This window comes from Nonomuraea sp. NPDC003709, from assembly GCF_040610775.1.
In the GTDB taxonomy this organism is placed as follows: Bacteria; Actinomycetota; Actinomycetes; order Streptosporangiales; family Streptosporangiaceae; genus Nonomuraea; species Nonomuraea angiospora_A.
In genome coordinates this window covers 340,136-365,488 of the sequence record NZ_JBEXMW010000005.1, presented here as the reverse complement: position 1 = coordinate 365,488, position 25,353 = coordinate 340,136, and the positions used below count along the sequence as shown (strand labels likewise).

Genomic DNA, 25,353 nt, shown 5'->3' with positions numbered 1-25,353 from the left:
ATGAGGGGTAGCCGAGCGGGCATGGGCGTGTCGATCGACGAGCAGGTGACGGAGTCGGCGGCGATACTCACTGTCAACGCCGGGTCGTCGAGCCTCCGCCTGGACCTGGTGGAGGGCGGTTGCGTGCTGGACAGCGTGCGCACCGAGCGCGCCGTCGACCCCGGCTCGGCCAGGAGCGAGCTGTCGTCGTTCCTCGGCGGGCACTTCGGGCGCGACATCCGCGCCGTGGCGCACCGCCTCGTGCATGGCGGCGATCTCGTCCGCACCCCGACCGTGGCCGACGACGAGACGGCCGAGGGGCTGCGGGGCCTGACGAGCCTGGCGCCGCTGCACCTGCCGCCGGCGCTGGCCCTGCTGGACGCGGCCCGCGCGGAGCTGCCGGCCCTGCCGCACGTGCTCTGCCCGGACACCGCCTTCCACGCCGGCCTGCCGGAGGAGGCCGCGGTCTACGCGCTGCCGCTGTCCTGGCGGGAGAAGTACGGGCTGCGCCGCTACGGCTTCCACGGCCTGTCGTACGCGTGGGCGGCCGACCGGGCGGCCGAGCTGCTCGGCCGGCCGCCGGCGGAGCTGGACCTCGTGCTGACGCACCTGGGCGGCGGCTGCTCGGTGTGCGCGGTGTCGGGCGGGCGCAGCCTGGACACCTCGATGGGCTTCACCCCGCTGGAGGGGCTGCCCATGTCCCGGCGCTCGGGCAGCGTGGATCCCGGGATGCTGATGTGGCTGCTGGGGCCGGGCCAGCTCACGGTGGATGAGCTGAGCGAGGGGCTGGAGCGCCGCTCCGGCCTGCTGGGGCTCTCGGGCGGCTTCTCGGGGGACACGCGTGAGCTGGTGGCGGCCGCGCGGGAGGGCGACTCGGCCGCGGAGCTGGCGCTGGAGGTGTTCAGCCACCGGGTGGCCAGGGAGATCGCCGCCGCGGCCACCTCGCTGCGGCGGATCGACGCGCTGGTGTTCACCGGGGAGATCGGCTGGGACCAGCCCGAGGTGCGCGAGGCCGTCTGCGCCCGCCTCGGGCTGCTCGGCATCGAGCCTCCCTCGCTCGGCAACCGCCACGACGACGGGTCGGTCAGCGCGTACGACGCGGCCGTCCCCGTCATGGTGGTGCAGGTGCGCGAGGAGCTCCAGCTGGCCCGCGAATGTCTGCGCGTGCTCGCGGAGGAGGACGAATGACGGTTCTCGACGAGGTACGCCGCTCGGCGCTGCCGCTGACCGGCCCGGGGGACCTCGACCCGCTGATGGAACGCGTGGGCGAGGCGAGGTTCGTGCTGATCGGCGAGGCCAGCCACGGGACGCATGACTTCTACACCTGGCGGGCGGAGCTGACCCGCCGGCTGATCGCCGAGAAGGGATTCGGTTTCGTCGGGGTCGAGGGCGACTGGCCCGACTGCGAACGGGTGCATCGGGCCGTGACCGGCGACACCGATCCCTTCGAGGCCCTCTACACGTTCGAGCGCTGGCCGACGTTCATGTGGGCCAACGAGGAGGTCGTGCAGTTCTGCCGGTGGCTGCGGCGCTACAACGCCGCGCTGCCGCGCGAGGAGCGCTGCGGCTTCCACGGCCTGGATGTCTACAGCCTGTGGGACTCGCTGCGCGCCGTGCGCCGCTACGCCGCCGCCCGGCTGCCGCACGAGATGGAGCCGGTCATCGACGCGTTGTACTGCTTCGAGTCCTACGGCCACGACCCGCAGCAGTACGGCCTGGCCACCCGGCTGGTCCCGGAGGGCTGCGAGGACGAGGTCGTGCGGCTGCTCCAGACCGTGGTCCGCGCGGCGCCCGGCGACGAGCAGGGCTTCAGCGCGCGCCAGAACGCCGAGGTCGTGGCCGGGGCCGAGCGCTACTACCGCTCCATGATGCGCGGCGGCCCCGAGTCCTGGAACGTCAGGGACGTCCACATGGCCGACACCATGGCCCGGCTCGCGGACTTCTCCGACGCCAAAGGCGTGGTGTGGGCGCACAACACCCACGTGGGCGACGCCCGCGCCACGGACATGGCCGCCGCGGGCATGACCAACCTCGGGCAGCTGGCCCGGGAGCGGTACGGTGACGACGCGGTGCTGGTGGGGTTCGGCACCCATCGCGGGTCCGTGGTGGCCGCGACCGCCTGGGGCTCGCAGCACCACGTCATGCGGGTGCCGCCGGCGCGGCCCGCGTCGCTGGAGGCGCTGCTGCACGAGGCCGTCGTCGAGCCCGAGGTGCTGTTCGTGGTCCCGCCCAAGTGGTCCAGGCCCGCCTGGTACGACGAGCCGATGGGGCACCGGGCGGTCGGCGTCGTGTACCACCCCGAGCGGGAGCTCAGGGGCAACTACGTGCCCACGGTGGTGGGCGGCCGCTACGACGCGTTCATCTGGCTGGACGAGACCAGGGCGCTGCACCCGCTGCACGGCGAGCCGTGGGGCGACGCCGAACCGGCGACATACCCGACCGCCATGTGACCTTGTCGGTGCCAGGTGGTTGGATCTGCGGTGTGGAGGCGTCGGTCGAGCAGCTCGTCTACGTCCGGGAGGACGAATACACCGTCGCGCGCATGAGCGCCGACGGCGAGCCCGACTTCGTGGCCACCGGGCGGGCGCTGGCGGGGGCGCAGCCCGGCGAGACGCTGCGGATCTTCGGCGAGTGGGGCCGCCATCCCCGCTACGGGCGGCGCTTCGCGGTCAGCGGCTGCGAGCGCATCGTGCCCTCGTCGGTCCGGGCCATCCGGATCTACCTGGGGTCGGGGCTGATCAGGGGCATCGGGCCGCGCCTGGCGTACGCGATCGTCGACCACTTCGGCGAGGCCACGCTCAAGGTGATCGACAGCGAGCCCGAGCGGCTCACCGAGGTCGTCAACATCGGGCCGCTGCGGCAGGGGCAGATCGTCCAGGCGTGGCAGGAGCAGAAGGCGATCGCCGCGCTGATGGTGACGCTGCAGGGGCTCGGGGTCAGCCCGCTGCTGGCGGCCAAGATCTACCAGGTGTTCGGACAGGACGCCGACGAGGTGCTGGCCACGGACCCGTACCGGCTGATCGGGCGGGTGCGGGGGATCGCGTTCCGGATCGCCGACAAGATCGCGCTGCAGTCGGGGGTGCCCGAGCGCAGCCCGCAGCGGGTCAAGGCGGCGCTGCTCGACCGGCTGGAGGCGGCGGGCAGCCGCGACGGCCACTGCTTCGTGCCGGTGCCCGCGCTGGTGCGGGAGACGGCGGAGCTGATCGAGCAGGACCAGGAGCTGGTGCGCCCGATGATCGACGCGCTCGTGGCCGACCGCCGGGTGGTCGTGGAGGCCGCGCCGGGCCAGCCGGGCCAGGCGGTGGCGTACGCCAAGCACGTGCACGGCCGGGAGGCGGCGCTGACCGAGCAGATCGCCCGGCTCATGCGGGCCCGCTCGACGCTCCCCCTGCGCGCCTTCCCCGACGACCCCGGGCTCCACGAGGACCAGCAGGCCGCCGTCAACATGGCCCTGACCAGCACCGTCTCCATCATCACGGGCGGTCCCGGGTGCGGCAAGAGCCACACGGTGAAGGCCATCGCGACCACGGTCAGGGCCGCGGGCGGCACGGTCACGCTCACCGCGCCCACGGGCAAGGCGGCCAAGCGCCTGTCGGAGCTGACCGGGCTGCCGGCGATGACCATCCACCGGATGCTCGCCCGCCAGCCCGATCCCGACCCGGAGACGCTGTTCGACGAGACGCCGTCGCAGGCCGACCTGATCGTGGTGGACGAGGCGTCCATGCTCGACCTCCACCTGGCCACCCGGCTGACCGCCGCGGTGCCGTCCGGGAGCCATCTGCTGCTCATCGGCGACGGCGACCAGCTGCCCAGCATCGGGCCCGGCGACGTGCTCGCCGACCTGCTGCGCGTGGAGGCGGTCCCGCGGGTCCAGCTCACCCACGTCTTCCGGCAGGCGGGCGGCAGCGGCATCATCGACGCCGCCCACCGCATCCGCGCCGGCCGGCTCCCGGTCAGGACGGCCGGCGGCGGGTTCTGGTTCGAGGAGCTCGACGACCCCGCCCAGGTGGCGCGGCGGGTGGCCCATCTGGCGATGGTGGCGATCCCGCGCAAGCAGAACGTCGAGCCCGACCAGGTGCAGGTGCTGTGCCCGATGCGCAAGGGCGAGACGGGCGCCACCGCGCTCGGCCGCCTGATCCAGGACCAGCTCAACCCGGCCGCCGACGACAAGCCGGAGCACTGGTCGGGCGCGTCGGTGTTCCGGGTGGGCGACCGGGTCATGCCGATCCGCAACAACTACGACAAGGGCGTCTTCAACGGCGAGACCGCCACGGTGACGGCGGTCGTTCAGGAGGAGCGCACGATCGAGATCCTGACCGACGACGGTGAGCGGGTGCGCTTCGGCTTCGACGAGCTCGACGACCTGACCCACGCCTACGCGATCAGCGTGCACCGGTCGCAGGGCAGCGAATACCCGTTCGTGGTGGCGCCCGTCGTGGCCGAGTCGGGCGGGATCATGCTGCGCCGCAAGCTCCTCTACACGCTGGTGACCAGGGCGAAGGCGTGGGTGGTGCTGGTGGGCCAGCGGGAGGCGCTGGAGCTGGCCGTCCACCGGATCGGCCACCGGCGCAACACCGGCCTGGCCCGCCGCCTGGCCCTCGCCCTGGAAGGCTGACCTGGCGGGGGTGCCCGGCCCCTCACCGTGGACGGCCGGCCCGGTGGCCGCCCTCATGCGACGAGGACGGCAGCGGGCCTCGGTTCAGGTGGCTCCCTTTCCGCCGACGGATCTCGCCACCTCCCCGGCCGTACGAGCCAGCACGTTCCTGGCGATCAGCGCCACGGTCTTCATGTCGCCCAGCGCCTCGATCCGGCCGTCGGCCGACCCGCCGTACTTCTCGTAGGCGGACGACAACTCGCCTCCGTAGAGCGCCTCCCGCGCCCTCGGTACCGCCTGGTCGGCGAGCACCCTGAGCGCCGCCCGGTACTGGCCGGGCGGCAACGTCAGCAGATCGAGGTGGAGGCCTGCCCCGCCGGGACCGTCGTGCCGGGGCACGACGGTGAGGTCCCCGAGCCCCGGCACCCCTTCGCGGAGGACCGTCACCATCAGGCCGAACATGGGCTCCGAGCCGGCGTACATCAGCCAGCTGTATTCGGGCGAGAGGGAAACGCTGTAGAGATTCACTCCGCGCTCCTCTCGTCCAGCTCCCGCAGCACCTCGACGGCCATCATGGCCAGGATCTCCAGATGATGGACCTCGCCGGTGACGTGCGGCTCGTACTGCGGTCCACGCTCGCGCGCCCACGCGCCGTAGGCCGCCGGAACCTCCTCGGCCAGGACCCCCAGCACCGCGTGGCGGCCGGGCTCCGGGAGGTCGTACACGCGGAAGTTGTGCAACTCCTCGAAATCGGCCTGGTCGGCGTACGACCAGACGGGCTCGTCGGGGATCCGTTCCTTGAGATACCCCACGACCCACGAGGCCAGGCCCGTGGACGCGGGCCAGACGTACTCCGGCGAAACGCTGATGTCCCTGCTCATGCGCACCACCCCTCAGCGGACACCGACGAAGGAGACCTTGCTGGACCAGCCCATCTCCTGGTAATAGCCCCTGAGCGTAGCGAGCTCGGAGGCCCCCAGTTTCGACACGTCGAAGATCGTCACATCGGCCTTGCCGACATGCTTGGCGATGGTTGCCTTCAGGTCTCCGCCGTTGCCCGCCCAGTGCTCGGCGAAGCGCTCCGGCGTAAGGTTGCGCCCCATGGCGTCATACGTCAGGCCGTTGGAACCGATCCAGTCAGGGTTGGGCGGGGTCGGCTGGCCGGGCACGGGTTTGGGCGGCGTGTAACGGCTGAGCCTGACACTCGACTGCGCTTCGAACAGCGTGGCGGACGCCGCCTCGTCGGCCCGGAAACCGCGCCCGGCATCGAAGCCCAGGTCGAAGGCGTGCGCCAGTTTGGCCACTTGCTCGCTCGCGGTGCCGGTGGCCTTCATCCCGGTGACGGCCTCCAGGCGGGCGACCGTCGTCGCCAGCGCTTGTGGCACGACCTTGCCGGCGGCGACCGCCGTCCTCAGCGCGTCGACGGCGGCGTCGAGACCGAGACCGGTGCGCATCGCCGTCTCGAGCGCAACGATCTTCCGGGCGAACTCGGCGATCTTCTCCGGTGGGATGAAGATTGTCGCCGCCATCGCGCAGTTGAGGACTTCGCCCTTGGCGCACTCGGTGAAGTCGTGCGTGATGATCTTGAGCAGGTTCCGCAGCGCACCGGCCATCAGCTCCTGCTGGGTGAAGTGCCGGGTCGTCTCGTACTCGGACGTGAATGGCTCGCTGCCCAGCGGGAAGTACGAACCGGTACAGGAGTCGTCCGAGGAGTACTGGCAGTCCGACAGCACGAAGTAGTAGATCGTGCCTTCGAGATGCACGCGCAGCCTGATGTCACACCCGCCGGTGCCCACACAATCGCTGAGCGGCTCGATGTAGCCCTTGTCGTTGAACACGAAGTACGTCAGGACGTTCGAGTGGGACGCCACCTGGTCGTTCAGGTCGGCGGCTTCCTGAGCGGCCTCGGCGCGAGTGGCGGCGTCCTGGGCGTCCTTGGCCGCCTGCCGGGCGTTGGCGGCCGCGGTCTCGGCGGCGGTCGCGTCCGCCTCGGCCTGGGTGGCAACGTCGCGGGCCTTGGCCGCGTCGCTCTCTGCTGCACCGGCGGCCTCGCGGGCGGAGGCGGCGTCCCGCTCGGCCTCGTCGGCCGAGTCACGGGCGTCGCCCGCGTACTCGTCGGCGGCGTCGGCGGCCGATGCGGCCGCCGCCGCGTCGGCCGTGGCCTGGCGGTCGTACTCGACGGTGTTGGATTCCGCCTCCACCGCCGCCTTGGCCGCCGCCTTCGCCTCTGCGGCCGAGGCTTGGGCCTTGGCGAGCGAGGCCACCGCCTGGGCCGCGGAGCCCGCCGCCTGGGACGCCGCGGTGGCGGCGGCCTTGGCGTCGGCCGAGGCCTGGTCCGCCAACGCCGCGGCCTCTGTCGCGGCCTTCTGCGCCTGGGCGGCCTTGGCCTGGGCGACGGCGGCCTGCTGCTGGGCAAGCGTCTTGGACGACTGGGCGGTCAGCACGGCCAGGCCCGCCGAGGCGTCGGTGTCCTTGTACGGAGAGCCGAGCTCGATCGCGTCGTTGGCCGGCTTGATCACCTGGGCCGCGGAGTCACGAGCGGCGATCGCCGCCTGCGCGGTCGAGTAGGCGAACCCGGCGGTCTTGACCGCGCTGACGTGCGCGGCGTCGGCCTCCTTGCGTGCGACGACCGCGTCGGCCCTGGCCCGGACCGCGTTGGCCTTGGCGGTGTCCGCGTAGGCCTTGGCGTCGCGGACGTTGATGGCGGCATCCCACGAGGCCTTGATGGCGTCGGCCGCCGCGGCGTGGGCCTTCATGACCGCCGCGTTGGTGATTGCCACGTCCCGCTGGGCCGCGTCGGAGGCGGACCGGGCGCGGGCCGCGGACGCCTCGGCGCGCGTGGCCGCCTCGCGAGCCGCGGACGCGGCCGCGGTGGCCTCGTTGGCGGCGGCGCGGGCGTTGGTGGCGGCGGTCGTCGCGGCGGTCGCGGCCGACCGTGCCCGGGTCGCGGCGGCGCGGGAGGCGTCAGCGGCGTCCGTTCCCTCGTCCGCCGCGGCCTGTGCCTCCGCCGCCGCGGCCTGCGCGGACAGCATGTCGCGCCTACGTTCCGCGGCGAGCGCGTCGCTGCGCGCGGTGGTGGCCCTGCGTTCGGCCTCGACCGCCTCGTCCTTCTTGCTCGCGGCGGTGGCACCGGCCGACTGCGCGTCGCCGAGCCTGGAGGCCGCGGTCTGCCGTTCGGACTGGGCCCGCTGTTCGGCGGCGGCGGCGTTGGCCTGCTCCCGGGCGGCGATTTCCTTCTGCGCCTTGGCGTTGTCGCGCTCGGCCTCGGCGATCTCCCGCTTGGCGCGGGCGTCGGCGGCGGCCGCCTTCGCCGTCTGCTCGGCGGCCTCGGCCCTGGCCTGGGCGTTCTTGGCCTTGGTCGCGTTCTCGGCGGCGAGGGCGGCCTGCGTGGCGGCGCCCTCGGCGGCGGCCTTGGCCTGGGCGGCGGCCTCCTCGGCGGCCATCCGACGGAACTCCGCCCGTGAGGCGTGCGCCTGGGTCTCGGCCAGCGCCATCAGCGTCTTGCTGTCGGCGGCCGAGGCGCGGGTGGCGTTGGAGGCGGTCTCGGTGGCCTTGGAAACGGCCTGCGCGGCGGCGGCCGAAGCCCGGGTGACCTGGACGGCCTGCTGCCCGTAGAGCAGGCCGCGCCCTCGGGGCAGGCCGGCTGCGTCGGCGATGGCGTACGCGGCCTGCTGGGCGGTCACGGCCGCGGCGGCGCGCCGCTGCGCCGACTGGGCGGCCCTCGAGGCGACGAACACCCGGCCCAGCGCCATGGCCTGGGCCTTGACGATGTCGTTCTTGACCTTGGCGAACTGCGCCGCGCTCGGGTAGGACAGGTCGTCCGGCGACTGCTTGAGCCAGTACGCCTGCCACTCGGCCAGCCGGCTGGCGATGATCGACTGGCCCAGCGCCTCCCCCAGTGCCTGCGAGGCGACCTGGAGGTCGGTCGCGGCCTCGGCCTCCTCCTTCAGGATGGTGTCACGCTGGGCGCGCTGGCCGTCGACCTCCTGCTGCCACTCCGCCGACGCCGTGGCGAACTCGGCCTTCAGCACCCCGTGCGGGTCCAGCGGGTTGGCGGTGGTGCAGGAGGCGTAGCGGGCCTTGAGGTTCTCGACGTCGACCCGGAACTCCATGCTGTCCGGATCGGGCGCGCCGGTCGGGAAGCCGCCGCGCTCCAGGAAGGCCCGCGCGTCGTCGGCGTACATGGGGTGCATGAAGGTCATGTCCTCCCACGCCTTCCACCCCTCGTAGTCGTCGCCGTTCTCGGGATAACGCTCGGCGGCGATCTGCTTGGCCGCGTCCACGGACTCCTTGGCCGCCCGCGGCGTCTGGTCGGCGTAGAAGTCGTCCTCGTCCTGCCAGAACTGGTTGGAGATCCAGGGCAGCAGGCCGACCTTGCTGAACGGGTTGTCCTTGTTCTTGATCCACTGGAAGTCGGCGTCCGTGTAGCTCGCCGGGGGCGGGACGTCCAGCGACTCCTCCCAGACGTAGTGCCGGTCGTTGAGTTCATCCAGCTTGGCGCCGATCCGCTCTTCGTCCTGGTCGAAGGCGGTGTGCAGGGGGGTAGGAGGGTCGGCCCAGTAGTCCTCGGCGGCGTTGCGCAGCAGGACGTCGTCCGTGCCGCCCAGCCCGGCGCGGGCGACGGCCTTCATGTCCTGGCCGCCCTTGCGTTGCACGATGCTGAGCAGACACTGGGCCGCGCGCACCGACGCGGCATGTGCGAGGTCGTACTCGGCGGCGTAGGCGGCCGACGGGCCGGCGCCGGGCAGAGGCGCGAACTGCACGCCAGCGATCACGACGGCGGCGGAGGTGAAGGCCGCGGCGGTGGCGCGCAGCCGTCCTAAAAGAGGGCGCCGGGCACGGCGCGATGAAGAGGTGGTGGTGATCATGGTCAGCTTTCAGCCGTTGGTTACAGGGACGGGTGCGCTCAGAAGAAGGCGTTGAAGGCGTTCCAGCCGGCGTTGCCGATCTTCTCCTTGGCGGCGAAGGGCGCCGAGGCGACGCCGGTGCCCTTAAAGAGCCAGAGCGCGCCGGCGGAGTCGCGGGCGATCAGGTCGGCCTTGCCGTCCCCGTTGTTGTCGCCGGTCGAGACCAGGGCGGTGTAGGCGTCCCAGCCGGTGCCCGCGCTGACGCGGGCGCCCAGGATCTGGTTCTCGGTGACGCCGCCCGTTCCCGGATAGAGGTAGAGGGTGCCGGCGGTGGTCCTGGCGAGCAGGTCGTTCTTGCCGTCGCCGGTGTAGTCGCCGTATCCAGCCAGGGCGTCCATGCCGTTCCAGCCGGCGGTCCCGGCCTGGACGCGACCCGAGAGACCTCCGTCGGAGCGGCCGGGGTAGAGCCACAGGGCGCCGGCCGTGTCCCGCGCGATGATCTCGGGCGAGGCACTGCTGCCCATGTTGCCCGGGGTCATGATCAGGTTGTACTGATCCATGTTCGAGGCGACCGGCATGGTCGAGGTGCCGCGTTCGGCGGTGTAGTAGAGCTCGCCGCCCAGGCGGAAGAACAGGTCGTTGCCGGTGCCGTTCTCCGAGGTGGTGGCGCGCAGGATCGCGGTCGCCGCGGAGAAGCCGCCGCCGAGGTCGACGGGGGTCTGGAGGCCGCCGGTGCCCTTGGGCTCGTAGGCGAGCAGGTGGCCGTCGCTCGCCCTGCGGACGAACAGGGGCAGCATCGGCGCGCCCGCCGCGGTGGCGGACGCGGCGGGCGCGGTGAGCAGCGAGCCCAGGACGGTGAGCAGAGCCAGCGCCGCCAGCGTTCTGGTACGGACTGGCGCCCAGCGTAAGAATGTGGACATTCGACGTGACCTCGTATGAGGAAGAGGTGAAAGGATCTTTCAGGACGGACCCGACCGTTGCGCAAAGCGCTACCGGATCGCTTCCGTTGCGCTTCCCGCGGGCGGCGTTCGCGCTCTGCCCGCGGGAAGCACAACGGAAGGGTGACTCAGCCGGGTTCCGGGCGGGACAGCGACGTGGCGAGGAGCTCGGCCAGGTGGCGGGCCCGGCGGCCGCTGCGGGAGGCGGCGATCTGGGTGCGGCAGGAGAAGCCGTCCGCGAGGATCGCCTGGTCAGGGCCCGCCGCCCGGACGGCGGGCCAGACGGACTCCTCCGCACAGGCCACCGAGACGTCGTAGTGCGAGCGTTCGAACCCGAAGTTCCCGGCCAGGCCGCAGCAGCCCGCGTCCAGGACCTCCGTGCGGATGCCGAAGCGGTCGAGAACGGCGCGGTCGGCGTCGTACCCCATGATGGCGCTCTGGTGGCAGTGCACCTGCGCCACCGCCTCCCCGCCCGGGGAGGCCGGGCGCCAGTCGGGTGCCCGCGACTCCAGCAGCTCGGCGAGCGTCAGCGTGCGCTCCGACAGCAGCCGCGTGTCCGGCGTGTTCAGCAGCTCCGGCCCGTCGGCGCGGAACACGGCGGTGCAGCTCGGCTCCAGCCCCACCACCGGGACCCCGGACTCCGCCCACGGCCGCAGCGCGCGCACGCTGCGGGCCAGCACCCGCCGCGCGATCCCGAGCTGTCCCGTGGAGATCCAGGTCAGCCCGCAGCACAGCGCCACCGGCGGCACGTGCACCTCGAACCCGGCCGCCTCCAGCACGCTCACCGCCGCCTGCCCGATGTGCGGGTCGAGGTTGTTCGTGAACGTGTCCGCCCACAGCACGACCTTGCCCCGCGTGCCGGGCCGCGCCGGGCCCCGCCGCTTGAACCAGTCGATGAAGCGCTCGTTCGCGAAGCGGGGCAGCTCCCGCTCGGCCGCGACCCCCGCGACGACCTTGACCAGCCGTGACAGGCCCGGCGTGTGCGCCAGGGCGTTGAGCGGGCCGGGCATGGCGGAGGCGAGCGCCGCCCACATCGGCAGCCAGCCCATGGAGTAGTGCTCGCGGGGCCGGATCCGGCGCCGGTAGTGATGGGACAGGAACTCGGCCTTGTACGTGGCCATGTCGACGTTCACCGGGCACTCGGACCGGCAGCCCTTGCAGGCCAGGCACAGGTCGAGCGCGTCGCGCACGGCGGCCGAGCGCCAGCCGTCCGTGATCAGCTCGCCGCGCACCATCTCCCCCAGCAGCCGGGCCCGCCCCCGCGTGGAGTGCTCCTCCTCGCGCGTCACCCGGTAGCTGGGGCACATCACCCCGCCCTCGAAGGTGTCCTGGCGGCACTTGCCGATCCCGACGCACCGGGTGGCGGCGTGCCCGAACCGGCCGTGGTCGCCCTGGTAGTCGAAGGACTTCTGCCGGGGCTCCAGCGGGTAGAAGTGCCGCTGGGAGAGGTCCTGGTCGAGGCGGTTGGGGTGGACGACTTTGCCGGGGTTCATCCGGTTGCGCGGGTCGAAGACGGCCTTGAACCGGCCGAACGCCTCCACCACCTCGTTGCCATACATGCGCGGCAGCAGCTCGGCCAGCGCCTGCCCGTCGCCGTGCTCCCCCGACAGCGAGCCGCCGAAGGCGGCCACCAGGTCGGCCGCCTCCTCCGCGAACGCCCGGAATCGGGCGATCCCGTCGTCGGTGTGCAGGTCGAGCGGGAGCCTCCCGTGCACGCATCCCTGTCCGAAGTGCCCGTACAGGGCCGAGTCCGCGTAGCCGTGGCGACGCAGCAGCTGCTCGTAGTCGCGCAGGTACGTGCCCAGCCGCTCGGGCGGCACGGCCGCGTCCGACCAGCCCTCGTACGTCTCCCGCCCCTCCGGCGGGTACGCCTCCACGCCCAGGCTGGCCTCGCGCCAGCGCCACAGCTCGTCCTCCTTGGCCGGGTCGCCGAGGAAGGTGTGGGTCGCGTGCTGCCCCACGTCGCGCATCAGCCCGTGCGCCCGTTCGAGCGCCTCCTCGGCGGTGTCGCCGCCGAACTGCACCAGCAGCCACCCCCGCCCCTCCGGCAGGTCGCGCAACGCGGGATCGTCGGGGCGCTCCTGGCGGGCGAGCCGGCACATCCGGTCGTCCATGGCCTCCAGCGCCAGCGGCTGGTGCCCGGCCACGGCGGGGACGGCGTCGGCCGCCGCGAAGATGTCCTCGAAGCCGAGCACCGCCAGCGACCGCGCGGCCGGCCTCGGCACCACGGCCAGCTCGGCGCGCAGCACGGTCACCAGCGTGCCCTCGCTCCCGACGAGGGCGCGGGCCAGGTTGAAGCCGTTCTCGGGCAGGAGCTGGTCGAGGTTGTAGCCGGAGATGCGCCGCTCCAGCTTGGGGAAGCGGGTGCGCACCAGCTCCATGGTGTCGTCGCGCAGCTCGCGCAGCTGCCGGTAGAGCTGGGCCGGCCGCCCGCCCATGGCCTGGATCCTGGCGTACTCGTCGTCGTCGGTCGGGCCGACCCACATGCGCACGCCGTCGTAGGTGAGGATCTCCAGCCGCAGCACCGACTCCGACATCTTCCCGTACGCCTGCGCGGACGCCCCGCACGAGTTGTTGCCGATCATGCCGCCGATGGTGCAGGTCGGATGGCTGGACGGCCGGGGCCCGACCATCAGGCCCTCCGGCTCCAGCACGTGGTTGACCGCGTCCAGCACCGCGCCGGCCTGCACCGTGATCCGCCTGCCCGCGACGTCCACGGACTCGACCGCGCCGCAGTGCTTGGACCAGTCGATCACCACGGCCACGTTGCAGCACTGCCCGGCCAGGCTGGTGCCGCCGCCCCGCGACAGCACCGGCACGTCGCGGGAGCGGCACGCGGCCACCGCCGCCACCCCGGCGTCGAGCGTGTAGGGCACCACGACGCCGATGGGCACCTGCCGGTAGTTGGAGGCGTCCCGCGCGTAGGCGGCGCGGCTGCCGGTGTCGAACCGGACCTCGCCGTCGACCGTCTCCTCCAGCCGCCGCTGGAGCGGCTCCACGTCGATCTCGAGCGGCCGGCGCGGGCGCGCGGCCGGTGTTCTGATCAGGCTGTCCATAGCTTCGCGCGCCATCGTCCGCCGCCCGGCCCTAGACGCCGAGCAGATCGGTGAGGTCGTCGGCGTGCTCTTCTTCCTCTTCGAGGATCGACTCCATGAGCCGCCGCGTCGTCGGATCGCCCTCGCCCAGCCAGCGGATGATCTCCTGGTAGGTGGAGATGACGATGCGCTCGGCCCAGAGGTTCGCCTCCAGCAGGCCGCGCAGGTCGGTGTCGGCGGGGACCTGGTAGTCGGTGTGGGAGCGCTGCACGAGGCTGGCGGGGTCGAAGTCGGGCTCCCCGCCGAGCTGGCTCACGCGCTCGGCGGCGCGCAGCGCGTGCTGCAGCTCCTCCTGGGCGTGCTCGGTGAACTCCGCCGACACCTGCGCCCGGTCGATCCCCTTGGCCGAGATGGCGTGCCTGGTGTACCTGAGCCAGCACACCACCTCGGTCGCGATGACGTCGTTAAGGATGTTGATGACCTTCTGCGGGTCGTGCCCGAAGGTGCCGGTGATCGGCCCTTCGTTCATCTTCTGCCGCACCTGGTCACGGATCCTGGTGACGTCCAGCACGAAGTCGTCGGTGTGGCTCATGTCTGTCCTGTCCTTCCCCCGGCAAGGAGTTCCCCCAGGTCAAAGGTAACTTTGCGGGACGTCGCAGGCGGGCTGCGACACCCGGGGACAGTCACGTCGAAACCCGGTTGACGGGCGCGGGATCATGGCGGTGATGGACGAACGACGCTTGATACGCGTTTCCAAATATCTGGCCAGGCACCTGCGGCACGACCCGGGGCGCATCGGCCTCACGCTCGACCCGAACGGGTGGGTGCCGGTGGACACCCTGCTGCGGGCGGCGGCCGAGCACGGGTTCCCGATCACCGCCGCGGAGCTGTGGAAGGTCGTCGAGGCCAACGACAAGCGGCGCTACGCGATCGAGGACGGCCGGATCCGGGCGAGCCAGGGGCATTCGGTGCCGGTGGATCTCGACCTGCCCGCCGTGCGGCCACCCGAGGTGCTCTACCACGGCACCGTGGGCCGGTTCCTGGCGGCGATCAAGGAGGAGGGGCTGCGGCCCATGAACCGGCACCACGTGCACCTGTCGCCCGACCGGGAGACGGCGACGCGGGTGGGGGCCCGGCGGGGCGTGCCCGTGGTGCTGGTGGTCGCGGCCGGGACGATGCACGCCGGCGGGCACGAGTTCCGGGTCAGCGCCAACGGGGTGTGGCTGGCCGACCACGTGCCGCCCGGCTACCTGCGGTTCCCCTCCTGACGGCGGGCGCGCAGGGTGTCGCGGGCGGCCATCAGCGCGAAGCCGAGCAGGTTGGGACCCTGCCACGCGGCCGGTGACGCGGCCCGCTCGTCCGAGGCCGCCAGCCCGATGCCCCACACCCGGTCCAGCGGGCTCGCCTCCACCAGGACCCGGCCCGACGTGCCGAGCAGGAACTCCGCCAGGTCGTCGTGCGCCCCGAACTTGGCGACGTTGCCGCGCACCACGATGCCGAAGTGGTGGGCGTCCCACGTGGGCTCGTCGAAGCCCCGTACGGTCCGGCCCAGCGCCTTGGCCTCGCCCGGGTGGCCGGCCTCGAGGATCTTGTCCGCGCTCTCCCCGTCGCCGAACAGCCACGCCTTGTGCGCCATCATGTAGTGCTCGGCCGAGGCGTACGTGTGGCCGTCCTCCGTGAAGGTGACCGGCCACCACTGGCTGAGGCAGCCCGGTCCGACGCCGCCGTCGCGGGCGGGCTGGTGGCCCCAGAAGTACAGAAATTTGACGTGCCGGCCGGACCGCTCGGCGGCGATGGCCTCGTCCACGGTCATGGGAAGTTCGTCGGACATGTCCCCATACCTTACGCTCGCGAGCCCGCTCTCATGAGGCGGTCGGCGACCTCGCGCAGCACCGGCACCAGCTCGGGCGGGTCGAGCACCTCGAAGTCGAAGCCCTTGGCCGCGACGTGGATCGCCAGCTCCTCCAGCGAGTTGGAGCCGGCCTCGAACAGGCACGTGCGCGCGTCCACCGCCGCCAGCCGCCCGGCCCCCGGCGAGGTGCGCGGCGCGACCGCGTCCATGGGCGCGTGGAAGAGGATGCGTGCCCGGTAGCGGTAGGGCGCGGAGGTGATGGCGCGCGAGACGTACGCGGCCGCGTCCTCCTGGGGCACCGCGCGCGGCCTGAACCGGGCTCCCGGCTCCCCCAGGGGATCCTCGATCCGGTCCACCCGGAACGTCCGCCAGTCCTCCTTGGCCACGTCCCACGCCAGCAGGTACCAGCGGCGCGGCGTGTGCACGAGCCGGTGCGGCTCCACCTCGCGCGCCGTGACGCCGTCCCGCCCCCGGTAGCGCAGCCGCAGGCGCCGGTGGTCGCGGCAGGCGGCGGCGAGCCCGGCCAGCACGTTGGCGTTCACCTCCGGGGCCGCCGCGCCCGCCAGCGGCACCGTCGCCGTCTGGAACGCGCTCACCCGGTGCCGCAGCCGCGACGGCAGCACCTGTTGGAGCTTGGCCAGCGCCCGCAGCGCGACCTCCTCCAGCCCGGCGACGCTGCCGGTCGCGGCCGTACGCAGGCTGATCGCCACGGCCACCGCCTCCTCGTCGTCCAGCAGCAGCGGCGGCAGCGCGGCGCCCACGCCGAGCCGGTAACCGCCGGCCACGCCGGGGGTGGCGTCCACGGGATAGCCGAGCTCGCGCAGCCGCTCAATGTCGCGCCGCACGGTGCGCAGGCCGACCTCCAGCCGTCCGGCCAGCTCGGCGCCGCTCCAATCCATGCGCGACTGGAGCAGGGACAGCAGGCGGAGCAGCCGCGCCGAGGTCTCCAACATGAGGATGATTCTGCCGGACATCGGTGCCAGAACCTGTCACCAATCCCTTCTACTGTCGCAGACATGACGAACAACGGCATCGCCCCCTATCGCATCGACATCCCGCAGGCCGACCTCGACGACCTGCGCGAGCGCCTACGGCGTACGCGCTGGGCCCCCGAGCTGCCCGGCACCGGCTGGGAGCGCGGCGTGCCCACCGGCTACCTGCGTGACCTGGCCGCGTACTGGGCCGACGGCTTCGACTGGCGCGCCCAGGAGACGGCGCTGAACGCGTACCCGCAGTTCACGACCACGGTCGGCGGCGCGGACGTGCACTTCCTGCACGTCCGCTCCGCCGAGCCGGACGCCACCCCGCTGCTGCTCCTGCACGGCTGGCCCGGCTCGGTCGTCGAGTTCCTCGACGTCATCGGCCCGCTCACCGACCCGGTCGCGCACGGCGGCGCCGCCGCCGACGCCTTCCACCTGGTCATCCCGTCGCTGCCCGGCTACGGCTTCTCCGGCCCGCTGCCCGGCACCGGCTGGACGGACGGCCGCACGGCGGCCGCGCTCGTGGAGCTGATGTCCCGGATCGGGTACGAGCGGTACGGCGTCCAGGGCGGCGACGTGAGCGCCTTCATCGCTCCCCTGATGGGCCGGGCCGCGCCGGACCACGTCATCGGCGTGCACGTCAACGGGCTGCTCACCTTCCCCGACCCGGCCGTGATGGGCTCGCTGAACGAGGCCGAGCAGGCGCGGATGGCCGGGATGCGGGAGTGGCAGGACAAGCTCGGGGCGTACATGCAGCTGCACGGCACCCGGCCGCAGACCATCGCCGCCGCGCTGCACGACTCGCCGGCCGGGCAGCTCGCCTGGATCGTGGAGAAGTTCAAGGACTGGACGGATCCCGAGGCGAAGCTGCCCGAGGACGCCGTGGACCGCGACCGGATCCTCACCGACGTCAGCATCTACTGGTTCACGCAGACGGCGGGGTCGACGGCGCACACGTACTACGAGCGGTTCAACGACTTCAGCGCGTGGGCGCCCAAGGAGCGGGGCACGGTGCCCACCGCGGCGGCCGTCTTCCCGACGGACTTCTCGGTGCGCCCGCTGGCCGATCGGGTGCACAACGTGGTGCGCTGGACGGAGTTCGGCCGCGGGGGCCACTTCGCGGCGCTGGAGACGCCGGACCTGCTGGTGACGGACCTCCGCGAGTTCTTCGGCCGGCTCCGCTAGGGCAGCTCGGCGAAGCGCTCGACCTGCTCGGTCCGGCCGGAGACGAGGACGACGTCGCCATAGGACAGCTCGGTCTCGGCGGTGGCGTAGGTGAACTCCTCGCCCGGCGCCTTGACCGCCACGATGGTGACGCCGTACTTGCGGCGCAGGTTGGAGCGGCCGAGGGGGACGCCGACGTATTCCTTGGGCGGGGTGGTCTTGGCCAGCGCGAAGTCCTCGTCCACCTGCATGTAGTCGAGCATGCGCCCGCTCACCAGGTGGGCCACCCGCTCGCCCATGTCGTGCTCGGGGAAGACGACGTGGTGGGCGCCGATGCGGCTCAGGATCCGGCCGTGCTGGGTGCTGATCGCCTTGGCCCAGATGTCATTGATCTCGAGCTCGACCAGCAGCGACGTGGTGAGGATGCTGGCCTCGATGTCGCTGCCGACGCCCACCACCGCCTGGTAGAAGTCGGACACGCCGAGCTGGCGCAGCGCCTCCATGTCGGTGGCGTCCGCGGTCGCGATCTGCGTGATCCGCCCGGCCAGGCTCTGCGTGACCTTGGGCCGGTGGTCGATGGCCAGGACCTCGGTGCCGCGCCGGGTCAGCTCCAGCGCCAGCGACGTGCCGAACCGGCCGAGACCGATGACCACGACGGGGGTGTTGTCAGCCAACGATGACTCGCTCCTCGGGTAGCTCGTAATGTCGTGAGCGCTGGTTGAGCGCCAGCGCGGAGCCCATGGTGAGCGGGCCGATCCTGCCGATGAACATCAGCACCGTCAGCAGCAGGTGACCGGCCACGCCCAGGCTCGGGGTGATGCCGGTGCTCAGCCCCGCCGTGCCGAACGCCGCGACCACCTCGAACAGCACCTGGTCCAGGCCGTGCGGGGTGAGCGCGAGCAGCACGTACGTGGACGCGGCGACCAGCGTGACGCCCAGCACCGTGATCGTGACGGCCTGGCGCTGCGTGGCCTCGGGGAGCCTGCGATGGCCGATGTTGACCCGGCTCTCGCCGCGCACCTCGGCCCAGACGACGAACGCCAGCAGCCCGAACGTGGTCACCTTGAGCCCGCCCGCCGTGCCCGCGCTGCCGCCGCCGATGAACATCAGCACGTCGGTGGCCAGCCAGCTCGACGGGTACATCTGGGAGATGTCCAGGGTGTTGAACCCGGCCGAGCGCGGCATGACCGCGGCGAAGAACGCGGCCAGCAGCTTGCCGGGATCGTCGAGCGCGCCCAGCGTGCGGGGGTTGCGCCACTCGGTCATCAGGAAGACCAGGGTGCCCAGCACCAGCAGGGTGACGCTCACGCCCACGGTGACCCGGGTCAGCACGCTCCACTTGCGCGGGTGGCGCCAGGAGCGGGCCAGCTCGAACACCACGGGGAAGCCGAGCCCGCCGACGATGACCGCGAGCGCGATGGTCAGGCAGATCCACGGGTCGGCGACGAACCGCATGAGGTTGTCCGGCCAGAGCGCGAACCCGGCGTTGTTGAAGGCCGTGACCGAGTGGAAGGCGCCCAGGTAGGCGGCCCGGCCCAGCGGCTCGCCGTACCCGATGGCGAACCGGGCGGTGAGCACGACGGCGGCGACGACCTCGCACACGAGGCTGAACAGGACCACCTTGCGCACGACGCGGCGCACGTCGCTCATGCTCAGCGTCTTGGTCTCCGCCTGCGCCGCGATCCTGGCCCGCAGCCCGAGCCGGCCGGAGACGAGCAGGGTGAACAGGGTGGCCATCGTCATGATCCCCAGCCCGCCCACCTGCACGAGCCCCGCGATCACCACCTCCCCGAACACCGACCAGTGCGACTCGGTGTCCACGATCACCAGCCCGGTGACGCAGACGGCCGAGGTGGCGGTGAACAGGGCCACGACCCAGTCGGCGGGCGCGCGCTCGGTGGTGGCGATCGGAAGGGCCAGCAGCACGGTGCCGATCCCGATGGCCAGCACGAACCCGGCGGCCACGACCTGCGCCGGATGCCGGAAACGGGTCAAGAACGACGGCATCATGCTCATCACCTGGCCCCGCCACACAGGTCACGCATCGAGAGCGCCTCCCCCGTCGAACCCCAGCCGAAATCCGAGCCGACCAGACTTCCCGGCGCACCGCGCACTACCGTAACAGGCCCGGGTGACGCCGGCGCACTTACGCGTCCTTGACGCGAACCCCACGCGCCCTTGACGACCCAGCGGCGGTGGGGGCGACGTAGGCTGGGCGCCGGAGGCCACTGATGCGCGCACGCGATCTCGCCGTCGACTTCCCGACGGTCACGCTGGACACCCCGGCGCTGGAAGCCGCGAAGCTCCTGGCGGAGCAGGACCTGCCGGGGCTCATCCTCGTCGACCCCGACGGGCGCCCCCTCAGCATCCTGCCCGGCACCCAGGTGCTGCGGCTGGCGGTGCCCGCCTACTGCCAGGACGACCCGGCGCTGGCCCGGGTGGTGGACGAGGCCCACGCCGACCTGTTCCTGCGGCGGCTCGGGGGCAGGACCGTGCGGGAGTGCCTGCCCGAGCAGCCGAAGGAGCTGCCGGTCGCCGACCTGAAGGCGACCGTGCTGGAGCTGGCGGCGTTGATGGCGCGGACGCGCAGCCCGCTGGTCGCCGTGGTCGACGGGGGCCGGCTGATGGGGGCGGTCACGCTGCAGTCGCTGCTGGACCACGTCCTGGAGCTGTGACCCGCGCGGCGTCGTAGGCTGGTCGCATGGCCAAGACCGCGGCACGACAACCCGTACCCGCCCGGCGCGCGGACGCCGAGCGCAACATCGCCGCGATCCTCGAAGCCGGCACCAGGTTGCTCAGCGCCGACCCCACGGCCAGCGTGGCGGACGTCGCCAAGGCCGCCGGGGTGGGCAGGGTGACGCTGTACGGCCACTTCCCGTCGCGGGAGGCGCTCGTGGACGCGGTGCTCGACCACGCGGTCGAGGTGGCGGACGCGGTGCTGGCGGACGACTCGCTCGACACGGCCCCCGCGCCCGAGGCCATGGCGCGGCTGCTGCGCTCGTCGTGGGAGGTGCTCGACCGGCACCGCCGGCTGTTCCTGGCCGCCGACCGGGTGCTGGCCACGGAGCGGATCAGGGAGCACCACGAAAGGCCGCTGCGGCGGGTGGAGCGGCTCATCGTGCGCGGCCAGCGCACGGGCGAGTTCCGTACGGACCTGCCGTCGGAGTGGCTGGTGACGACGTTCTTCTCGATCATCCACGCCGCCGCGCAGGAGCGTGAGGCGGAGCGGCTCGCGCCCGAGGAGGTCGAGCTGGTGCTGACCAGGACGATGCTCTCGCTGCTCGCCCCCACCCGGCCGTAACCCTACCGGCCCTGACCGCGGGCTCTCGCGGCCCTTCAGCATGCCCTACCCACGTATGGTTCATGCGTGCTAACTTGAACATCAATGTTCAAGTTAAGGAGAGTATCCGATGAGCCTTGATACGGCTCCCGCCGGGCGGCGCACCGGCGGATGGGGTGTGCTGGTGCTGCTGTGCCTGGCCCAGTTCATGCTGATCGTGGACATCACCGTCGTACAGGTGGCCTTGCCGACCATCGGCGTGGACCTCGCGCTCGACCGCGAGTCCCTCACCTGGGTCGTGACCACGTACACGCTCTGCTTCGGCGGGCTGATGGTGCTCGGCGGGCGGCTCGCGGACGCGCTGGGCGCGCGCCGCACGCTCCTGGCGGGCCTGGGGCTGTTCACGGCGGCCTCGCTGCTGTGCGGGCTGGCCGGCAGCGGCGCCGCGCTCATCGCCGGGCGGGCGCTGCAGGGGGTCGGCGCGTCGCTGCTCTCCCCCGCCGCGCTGGCCGTGATCACCACCACCTTCACGGGTGAGCGGCGCGGCCGGGCGCTCGGCGTCTGGGCGGCCATCGGCGGCACCGGGGCGGCCCTGGGCGTGCTGGTCGGCGGCGTGCTCACCGCCGGGCCGGGGTGGTCGTGGGTGTTCTTCGTCAACGTCCCGATCGGGCTGGTGGTGCTGGCGGCCGTGCCCGCCCTGGTGCCGCCCGCGCGCGGGCGGGGCGAGCGGGTCGACGTGCCCGGCGCGCTGGTGGTCACGCTGGCGACGGCGCTGCTGATCTACGGGCTGGTGACGGCCGGCGACGCCGGCTGGGGCGCGGCGGGCACGGTGCTGCCGCTGGCCGGGTCGGTGCTGCTGTACGTCCTGTTCGTGGTGGTCGAGCGGTCGGTGCGGTCACCACTGATGCGGGCCGAGACCCTGACCAGGCGGCCGGTGATCTCGGGGACGTTCGTCATGCTGATGGCGACGGGGCTGATGCTGGGGCTGTTCTTCCTCAGCTCGCTCTACCTCCAGCACGTGCTGAAGTTCAGCGCGCTGGAGACGGGCCTGCTCTTCCTGCCCGTGGCGATCGCGATCACCATCGGGGCGCAGCTCGGCGGGCATCTCATCGGCAGGATCGGCGGGCGGCCGGTGGCGGTGGCGTCCTTCGTGCTGACCGCGGCGGGGGCGGCGCTGATGACGCGCATCTCACCGGACGCGAGCGCATACACCACGCTGCTGCCGGGCTTCGTCCTGGCGGCGCTGGGCATCGGGCCGGCGTTCGTGACGGCCACCACGACGACCATGGCGAACATCCCGCCCGGCGAGAACGGCGTGGCGTCCGGCGTCATCAGCACCTTCCACGAGCTCGGCGGCTCGATCGGCGTGGCCGCCGTCTCGACGGTCGCCGCGTCGAGCCTCGCGCCCGGCTCGGCGGGAGGCGTCGGAGGTTTCGTCGCGGGGCTCACGCTGTGCGCCGTCGTCGCGGTGGTCGCGGCGGCCGTCTCGCTGGGGCTGGTGCCGCCGGGCCGACCGGCCGCGGCGTTCGTCGGCCACGGCCACGGTCACTGAGGAAAAACCGGGATATCGCCAACGTCTCCGGCGCATTATCCTTCATTGATGGTCAACTTAAGCCGGGCGAGAGCGGTGAAGGCATAGATGCCGCGACTGAGGCTTGCGCACCAGCAACTGCCCGGCGTGACCGTGATCGCCGTGATCGGTGAGATGGACGCCGCCAACCGCGCCCAGCTCGAGGCGTACATCGCGCAGGTCCAGCCGGCGCCCGCGGGGAGGCTGGTGTTCGACCTGTCGGAGGTGCCGTTCATGGACAGCTCGGGTCTGCACGTGCTGCTGACCTGCGCCACCAACTGCCTCAAGGACGGCGGCGCGGTCCACCTGGCCGCCGTCCAGCGCATGCCCGCCCGGCTCTTCGAGTTGACCGGCGTCATCGCCCACGTGCCCGTGCACGACACGGTCCAGGGCGCCATCACCGCCGCCCTGGCCTCCTAGGAACGCTCCACCGGGGCGGGCTCCGGCCGCCACTCGCGGACGTTCCCGCCGACCCAGCCCAACATCCCATGATCAGCCGGCGCCGAAGCACATGAACGTGGCGGCGGGCTCCCCCGCCGACGCCGCCGCCAGCGCGTCGGCCGGGGCCGCACCCTCGGCCACGCCCCGGTGGTAGGCCGTCATGACCGCCTCGGCGACGTGGTCCGGCACCCGGGTGGGGCTGGAGATGACGGTGGACGTGCCCAGATGGAGCAGCGCCGCGGTGAAGCCGAGCAGCTCGTCCCCCGCCCGCACCACCGCCTGGCCCACGTCGCACGCCGACAGGACGACGTGCCCGGGGGCCCTGCCGAGCCGCTGCAGGTCGTACGCCATGAGCGGCCCGTCGGCCAGGTCCAGGCGGGAGAAGAACACGTTCTCGCGCTCGTGGTGCCCGTGCGCGGCGAAATGGGCGAGGGACGCGCCGTCCAGCGCCTCCAGCGTGGCCGACACGGTGGCCAGCCCGCCGCTGAGCCGGCGCGCCTTGGGGTGCACGGCCGCGAGCCGCTCGACCTCCGTCTCGGCGTGGTCCAGGCCGGGCCCGGCGACCAGGACCGGCGGGCCGTCGGGCCCGTACGGCGCCCGCCCGCGCCCGGCCGACAGCCACACCAGCGCGGACGGCGCCACCACCAGCGGGCGGCCGCGCAGGTCGGGCAGCAGGCCCCAGGGCACGGCGGACAGGCCCATCGTCGGGATGACGACGATCCCCCGCGCGCCGGACAACACCTGGCGCAGGGGCGCCATGACCGCGCCGGTGATGGTCGCCAGCTGCCGCCGGACGGACGCCTCGATCACCTCTCTCAGCGCGGGCCGCAGGGTGCGCCCGGCCTGCGCGTTGAGGTCTCCGGCCAGCCTGCGGGCGGCCTCGGCGACCGGTTCGTACGCACTGAGCTCGTACAGGTGGCACCGGCCGCGCACGAGCACCAGCGCCAGCAGCCTGCCCCCGACGTTGAGCAGGCTGACCATGGCATCGTCGCCGGCCGCCAGCGCCTCCTCGACCGCGCCGACGGGGGCGGGGGCCAGGCCGGGGCCGACGCCGGGGAGCTGCCAGCCGCGTTCCCTGATCACCTGCTCCAGCTCCAGGCAGCGCCTGCGCAGCCCGGGCCGCCGGCGTCCCGCGGCCTCGTCGGCGCGCATCCGCTCGGCGAGCTGGCGCAGCTCGGCCAGCGCCTCGGCGGTCGCGGGGTCCTCGGGGGCGCGCGTCGGCCGGTGGCGGAACGCCTGCGCCCGGCACCGCTCCGACCAGGCGAACACCTGCCTGGCCGACCCGCCGGCCAGCGCCGTGGTGAGCCCGTACGCGGCCAGGTCCGCGCCGAGCGCGGCGACGCCGGTCAGCAGGTCGAGGCTGCCCAGCCGGCCGCGGTGCGAGTGCACGAGCGCCAGCCCGGCCCGCACCCGGCGCAGCGCCAGGCCCCGCTCCCCGTGCGCGCCCGCGAGCTCGGCGGCGGCGAGATGCCGCATCAGCCGCACCTCCAACGACGCCCTCCGCGACCCCGCACCACCTCCCGACGCGGCGGCTGTTGCCTCGGGGAGACGGCCGGCGGCGGTCAGGGCCCTGACCGAGACCAGCCGGGCCAGCTCGGCGTCGTCCGCCATGTCGAACGCCGCGAACCCCGCCGACAGCTCCGCCGCCCGCCTGGCCACCCGCCCCGCCGCGCCCGCCTCCTCGCCGCGCAGGCGCATGAGTGCCGCGCGCAGCGCCCACGCCGTGCTCCCCCGGCGCCTGAAGTGCGTCTCCGCGCGCCGCGCCCGGGCGCGCGCCTCGGCGAGCCGGCCCGCGTCCAGCGCGCACTGCGCCCGGGCCAGCTCCGCCTCGGCGTAGTCCTGCATCAGGCGCTGCCTGCGGAACCCGTCGATGGCCCGGTCGAGCACGCGCCCCGCCTCGTCCGTCAGGCCGACCGCCAGCAGCGCCCTGGCGCGGTCGAGCGCGAGCACCGGGCGGAAGCCGGGGTTGACGTCCTCGTAGAGCCGGTCCACGCGGGCGAACACGGCCAGCGCCGCCGGCACGTCGCCGAGCAGCAGGTCGCAGTAGCCGTCGTTGTGCAGGGCCTTGGCGGCGATCACCTCGTGCCCGTGGGTGTGCGCGAGCTGCGCGCTGCGGCGCGCGTCGTCCCTGGCCAGGCGGATCCGGCCGGCCATGAGGTGGATGACCGACCGGTTGAGCAGCACCCTGGCCAGCTCGACCCGGTCGCCGTCGGCGAGCAGGGGCGCGGCGATGTCCAGCTCCCGGAGCGCCTCGGTGCCGGCGCCCATGCGCAGGTGCATCAGGCCGCGCTGGGCGTGCACGATGGCCAGCTCGGCCGGTGGCGCGCGGCGCTGGGCCCGGTCGAGCAGCTCCATCCCGAGCTCGGTCCGCCCCTGCTCGGCCTCGGCGTGCGCGAGGCTGGTGAGCACCCGGGCGACCAGGCCGTCAGACCCGTCGCGGTCCTCGGCCGCAGAACCGACGGCAGTCGCCGATCCGCCGTCGGTCGCGGGTCCGCCTGCGGTCGCGGGTCCGCCTGCGGTCGCTGGTCCGCCTTGGGGCGCGGATTCGAGCAGGGTGAGGGCCCGGCGGAGTCTGCGGGCGGCCAGGGCCGGGCGGCCGTTGTCGGTCGCCTCGACGCTGAGCCGGTGCAGGCGTTCCACTCGCTCCCGGAGCGACGCTGCACGCCCGCTGTC

At 73.1% G+C, this 25,353-nt stretch carries 20 protein-coding genes; 9 read left to right on the top strand and 11 right to left on the bottom strand.

Going from position 1 to position 25,353, the window contains the following annotated elements:
* The first annotated feature begins 21 nt into the window (after positions 1-21).
* From ABZX61_RS18005 to ABZX61_RS17995, 3 genes are read left to right on the top strand one after another with little or no spacing between them, the layout of a single operon-like run.
* Entirely contained in the window at positions 22-1,167 is a 1,146-nt protein-coding gene (locus ABZX61_RS18005) for an acetate/propionate family kinase (RefSeq protein WP_355195741.1), read from the top strand.
* The gene (locus tag ABZX61_RS18000) at positions 1,164-2,429 is read left to right on the top strand and encodes an erythromycin esterase family protein (protein WP_355195739.1); all 1,266 of its coding nucleotides are present in this window, start codon (positions 1,164-1,166) and stop codon (positions 2,427-2,429) included. Before ABZX61_RS18005 ends, ABZX61_RS18000 begins: the two co-directional genes overlap by 4 nt.
* Positions 2,430-2,461: 32 nt before the next feature.
* Positions 2,462-4,594: an ATP-dependent RecD-like DNA helicase gene (locus tag ABZX61_RS17995; protein WP_355195737.1), complete on the top strand. Its 2,133-nt coding sequence runs from the start codon at positions 2,462-2,464 to the stop codon at positions 4,592-4,594.
* Between the two features lie 84 nt (positions 4,595-4,678).
* Here ABZX61_RS17995 and ABZX61_RS17990 read toward each other — a convergent pair whose 3' ends face one another.
* The 6 genes from ABZX61_RS17990 to ABZX61_RS17965 all read right to left on the bottom strand — a co-directional run bounded on the left by ABZX61_RS17990 (position 4,679) and on the right by ABZX61_RS17965 (position 13,985).
* A complete protein-coding gene (locus ABZX61_RS17990; protein WP_355195735.1) occupies positions 4,679-5,101 on the bottom strand; it encodes a hypothetical protein in 423 nt (140 codons plus the stop codon).
* Complete coding sequence (locus tag ABZX61_RS17985) at positions 5,098-5,454, bottom strand: hypothetical protein (RefSeq protein WP_355195733.1); 357 nt, start codon at positions 5,452-5,454, stop codon at positions 5,098-5,100. The genes ABZX61_RS17990 and ABZX61_RS17985 overlap by 4 nt, the downstream gene beginning before the upstream one ends.
* A gap of 12 nt (positions 5,455-5,466) precedes the next feature.
* On the bottom strand, positions 5,467-9,336 hold the full coding sequence (locus tag ABZX61_RS17980; RefSeq protein ID WP_355195731.1) for a hypothetical protein: 3,870 nt from the start codon (positions 9,334-9,336) through the stop codon (positions 5,467-5,469).
* 143 nt (positions 9,337-9,479) lie between these two features.
* The gene (locus ABZX61_RS17975; protein ID WP_355195729.1) at positions 9,480-10,340 is read right to left on the bottom strand and encodes an FG-GAP-like repeat-containing protein; all 861 of its coding nucleotides are present in this window, start codon (positions 10,338-10,340) and stop codon (positions 9,480-9,482) included.
* Positions 10,341-10,486: 146 nt separating this feature from the next.
* A complete protein-coding gene (locus ABZX61_RS17970) occupies positions 10,487-13,429 on the bottom strand; it encodes an FAD-linked oxidase C-terminal domain-containing protein (RefSeq protein ID WP_355195727.1) in 2,943 nt (980 codons plus the stop codon).
* Positions 13,430-13,445: 16 nt separating this feature from the next.
* The gene (locus ABZX61_RS17965; protein ID WP_350727741.1) at positions 13,446-13,985 is read right to left on the bottom strand and encodes a DUF892 family protein; all 540 of its coding nucleotides are present in this window, start codon (positions 13,983-13,985) and stop codon (positions 13,446-13,448) included.
* Positions 13,986-14,118: 133 nt separating this feature from the next.
* Here ABZX61_RS17965 and ABZX61_RS17960 point away from each other — a divergent pair, with 133 nt between their 5' ends.
* Positions 14,119-14,661 carry an RNA 2'-phosphotransferase gene (locus tag ABZX61_RS17960; RefSeq protein WP_355195725.1) on the top strand — a complete coding sequence of 181 codons (543 nt, stop codon included), beginning with the start codon at positions 14,119-14,121 and terminating at the stop codon, positions 14,659-14,661.
* Here ABZX61_RS17960 and ABZX61_RS17955 read toward each other — a convergent pair.
* Both ABZX61_RS17955 and ABZX61_RS17950 read right to left on the bottom strand, forming a co-directional pair.
* Positions 14,640-15,224 carry an NADAR family protein gene (locus ABZX61_RS17955; protein WP_355195723.1) on the bottom strand — a complete coding sequence of 195 codons (585 nt, stop codon included), beginning with the start codon at positions 15,222-15,224 and terminating at the stop codon, positions 14,640-14,642. The genes ABZX61_RS17960 and ABZX61_RS17955 overlap by 22 nt on opposite strands.
* 11 nt (positions 15,225-15,235) lie before the next feature.
* Positions 15,236-16,198, bottom strand: a complete 963-nt coding sequence (locus ABZX61_RS17950; protein ID WP_355195721.1) for a WYL domain-containing protein — start codon at positions 16,196-16,198, stop codon at positions 15,236-15,238.
* A gap of 63 nt (positions 16,199-16,261) precedes the next feature.
* Here ABZX61_RS17950 and ABZX61_RS17945 point away from each other — a divergent pair, with 63 nt between their 5' ends.
* On the top strand, positions 16,262-17,410 hold the full coding sequence (locus tag ABZX61_RS17945) for an epoxide hydrolase family protein (protein ID WP_355195719.1): 1,149 nt from the start codon (positions 16,262-16,264) through the stop codon (positions 17,408-17,410).
* Here the strand turns inward: ABZX61_RS17945 and ABZX61_RS17940 are convergent.
* A complete protein-coding gene (locus ABZX61_RS17940) occupies positions 17,407-18,063 on the bottom strand; it encodes a TrkA family potassium uptake protein (RefSeq protein WP_355195717.1) in 657 nt (218 codons plus the stop codon). The two genes, ABZX61_RS17945 and ABZX61_RS17940, sit on opposite strands and share 4 nt — an antisense overlap.
* Positions 18,056-19,399 (bottom strand): potassium transporter TrkG, encoded by a 1,344-nt coding sequence (locus tag ABZX61_RS17935; RefSeq protein WP_355195715.1) that lies wholly within the window; start codon positions 19,397-19,399, stop codon positions 18,056-18,058. Before ABZX61_RS17935 ends, ABZX61_RS17940 begins: the two co-directional genes overlap by 8 nt.
* Positions 19,400-19,620: 221 nt before the next feature.
* Here ABZX61_RS17935 and ABZX61_RS17930 point away from each other — a divergent pair, with 221 nt between their 5' ends.
* From ABZX61_RS17930 to ABZX61_RS17915, 4 genes are all read left to right on the top strand, one after another.
* A complete protein-coding gene (locus ABZX61_RS17930; RefSeq protein ID WP_355195713.1) occupies positions 19,621-20,064 on the top strand; it encodes a CBS domain-containing protein in 444 nt (147 codons plus the stop codon).
* Positions 20,065-20,090: 26 nt separating this feature from the next.
* Positions 20,091-20,690, top strand: a complete 600-nt coding sequence (locus ABZX61_RS17925; protein WP_355195711.1) for a TetR family transcriptional regulator — start codon at positions 20,091-20,093, stop codon at positions 20,688-20,690.
* Between the two features lie 109 nt (positions 20,691-20,799).
* Positions 20,800-22,221, top strand: coding sequence for an MFS transporter (locus ABZX61_RS17920; protein WP_355195709.1), 1,422 nt, complete (start codon positions 20,800-20,802; stop codon positions 22,219-22,221).
* Positions 22,222-22,308: 87 nt separating this feature from the next.
* A complete protein-coding gene (locus tag ABZX61_RS17915) occupies positions 22,309-22,659 on the top strand; it encodes an STAS domain-containing protein (protein ID WP_350727731.1) in 351 nt (116 codons plus the stop codon).
* A 72-nt stretch (positions 22,660-22,731) separates the two neighbouring features.
* Here the strand turns inward: ABZX61_RS17915 and ABZX61_RS17910 are convergent, their stop codons facing one another.
* A complete protein-coding gene (locus ABZX61_RS17910) occupies positions 22,732-25,320 on the bottom strand; it encodes a CHAT domain-containing protein (protein WP_355195707.1) in 2,589 nt (862 codons plus the stop codon).
* Positions 25,321-25,353 lie beyond the last annotated feature (33 nt).

Coding starts and splice junctions, on each gene's coding strand:
- ABZX61_RS17930 (WP_355195713.1), top strand. CDS start 19,621: ATGCGCGCACGCGATCTCGCCGTCGACTTCCCGACGGTCACGCTGGAC.
- ABZX61_RS17955 (WP_355195723.1), bottom strand. CDS start 15,224: ATGTCCGACGAACTTCCCATGACCGTGGACGAGGCCATCGCCGCCGAG.
- ABZX61_RS17945 (WP_355195719.1), top strand. CDS start 16,262: ATGACGAACAACGGCATCGCCCCCTATCGCATCGACATCCCGCAGGCC.
- ABZX61_RS18005 (WP_355195741.1), top strand. CDS start 22: ATGGGCGTGTCGATCGACGAGCAGGTGACGGAGTCGGCGGCGATACTC.
- ABZX61_RS17965 (WP_350727741.1), bottom strand. CDS start 13,985: ATGAGCCACACCGACGACTTCGTGCTGGACGTCACCAGGATCCGTGAC.
- ABZX61_RS17975 (WP_355195729.1), bottom strand. CDS start 10,340: ATGTCCACATTCTTACGCTGGGCGCCAGTCCGTACCAGAACGCTGGCG.
- ABZX61_RS17950 (WP_355195721.1), bottom strand. CDS start 16,198: ATGTTGGAGACCTCGGCGCGGCTGCTCCGCCTGCTGTCCCTGCTCCAG.
- ABZX61_RS17935 (WP_355195715.1), bottom strand. CDS start 19,399: ATGATGCCGTCGTTCTTGACCCGTTTCCGGCATCCGGCGCAGGTCGTG.
- ABZX61_RS17915 (WP_350727731.1), top strand. CDS start 22,309: ATGCCGCGACTGAGGCTTGCGCACCAGCAACTGCCCGGCGTGACCGTG.
- ABZX61_RS17985 (WP_355195733.1), bottom strand. CDS start 5,454: ATGAGCAGGGACATCAGCGTTTCGCCGGAGTACGTCTGGCCCGCGTCC.
- ABZX61_RS17970 (WP_355195727.1), bottom strand. CDS start 13,429: ATGGCGCGCGAAGCTATGGACAGCCTGATCAGAACACCGGCCGCGCGC.
- ABZX61_RS17925 (WP_355195711.1), top strand. CDS start 20,091: ATGGCCAAGACCGCGGCACGACAACCCGTACCCGCCCGGCGCGCGGAC.
- ABZX61_RS18000 (WP_355195739.1), top strand. CDS start 1,164: ATGACGGTTCTCGACGAGGTACGCCGCTCGGCGCTGCCGCTGACCGGC.
- ABZX61_RS17920 (WP_355195709.1), top strand. CDS start 20,800: ATGAGCCTTGATACGGCTCCCGCCGGGCGGCGCACCGGCGGATGGGGT.
- ABZX61_RS17960 (WP_355195725.1), top strand. CDS start 14,119: ATGGACGAACGACGCTTGATACGCGTTTCCAAATATCTGGCCAGGCAC.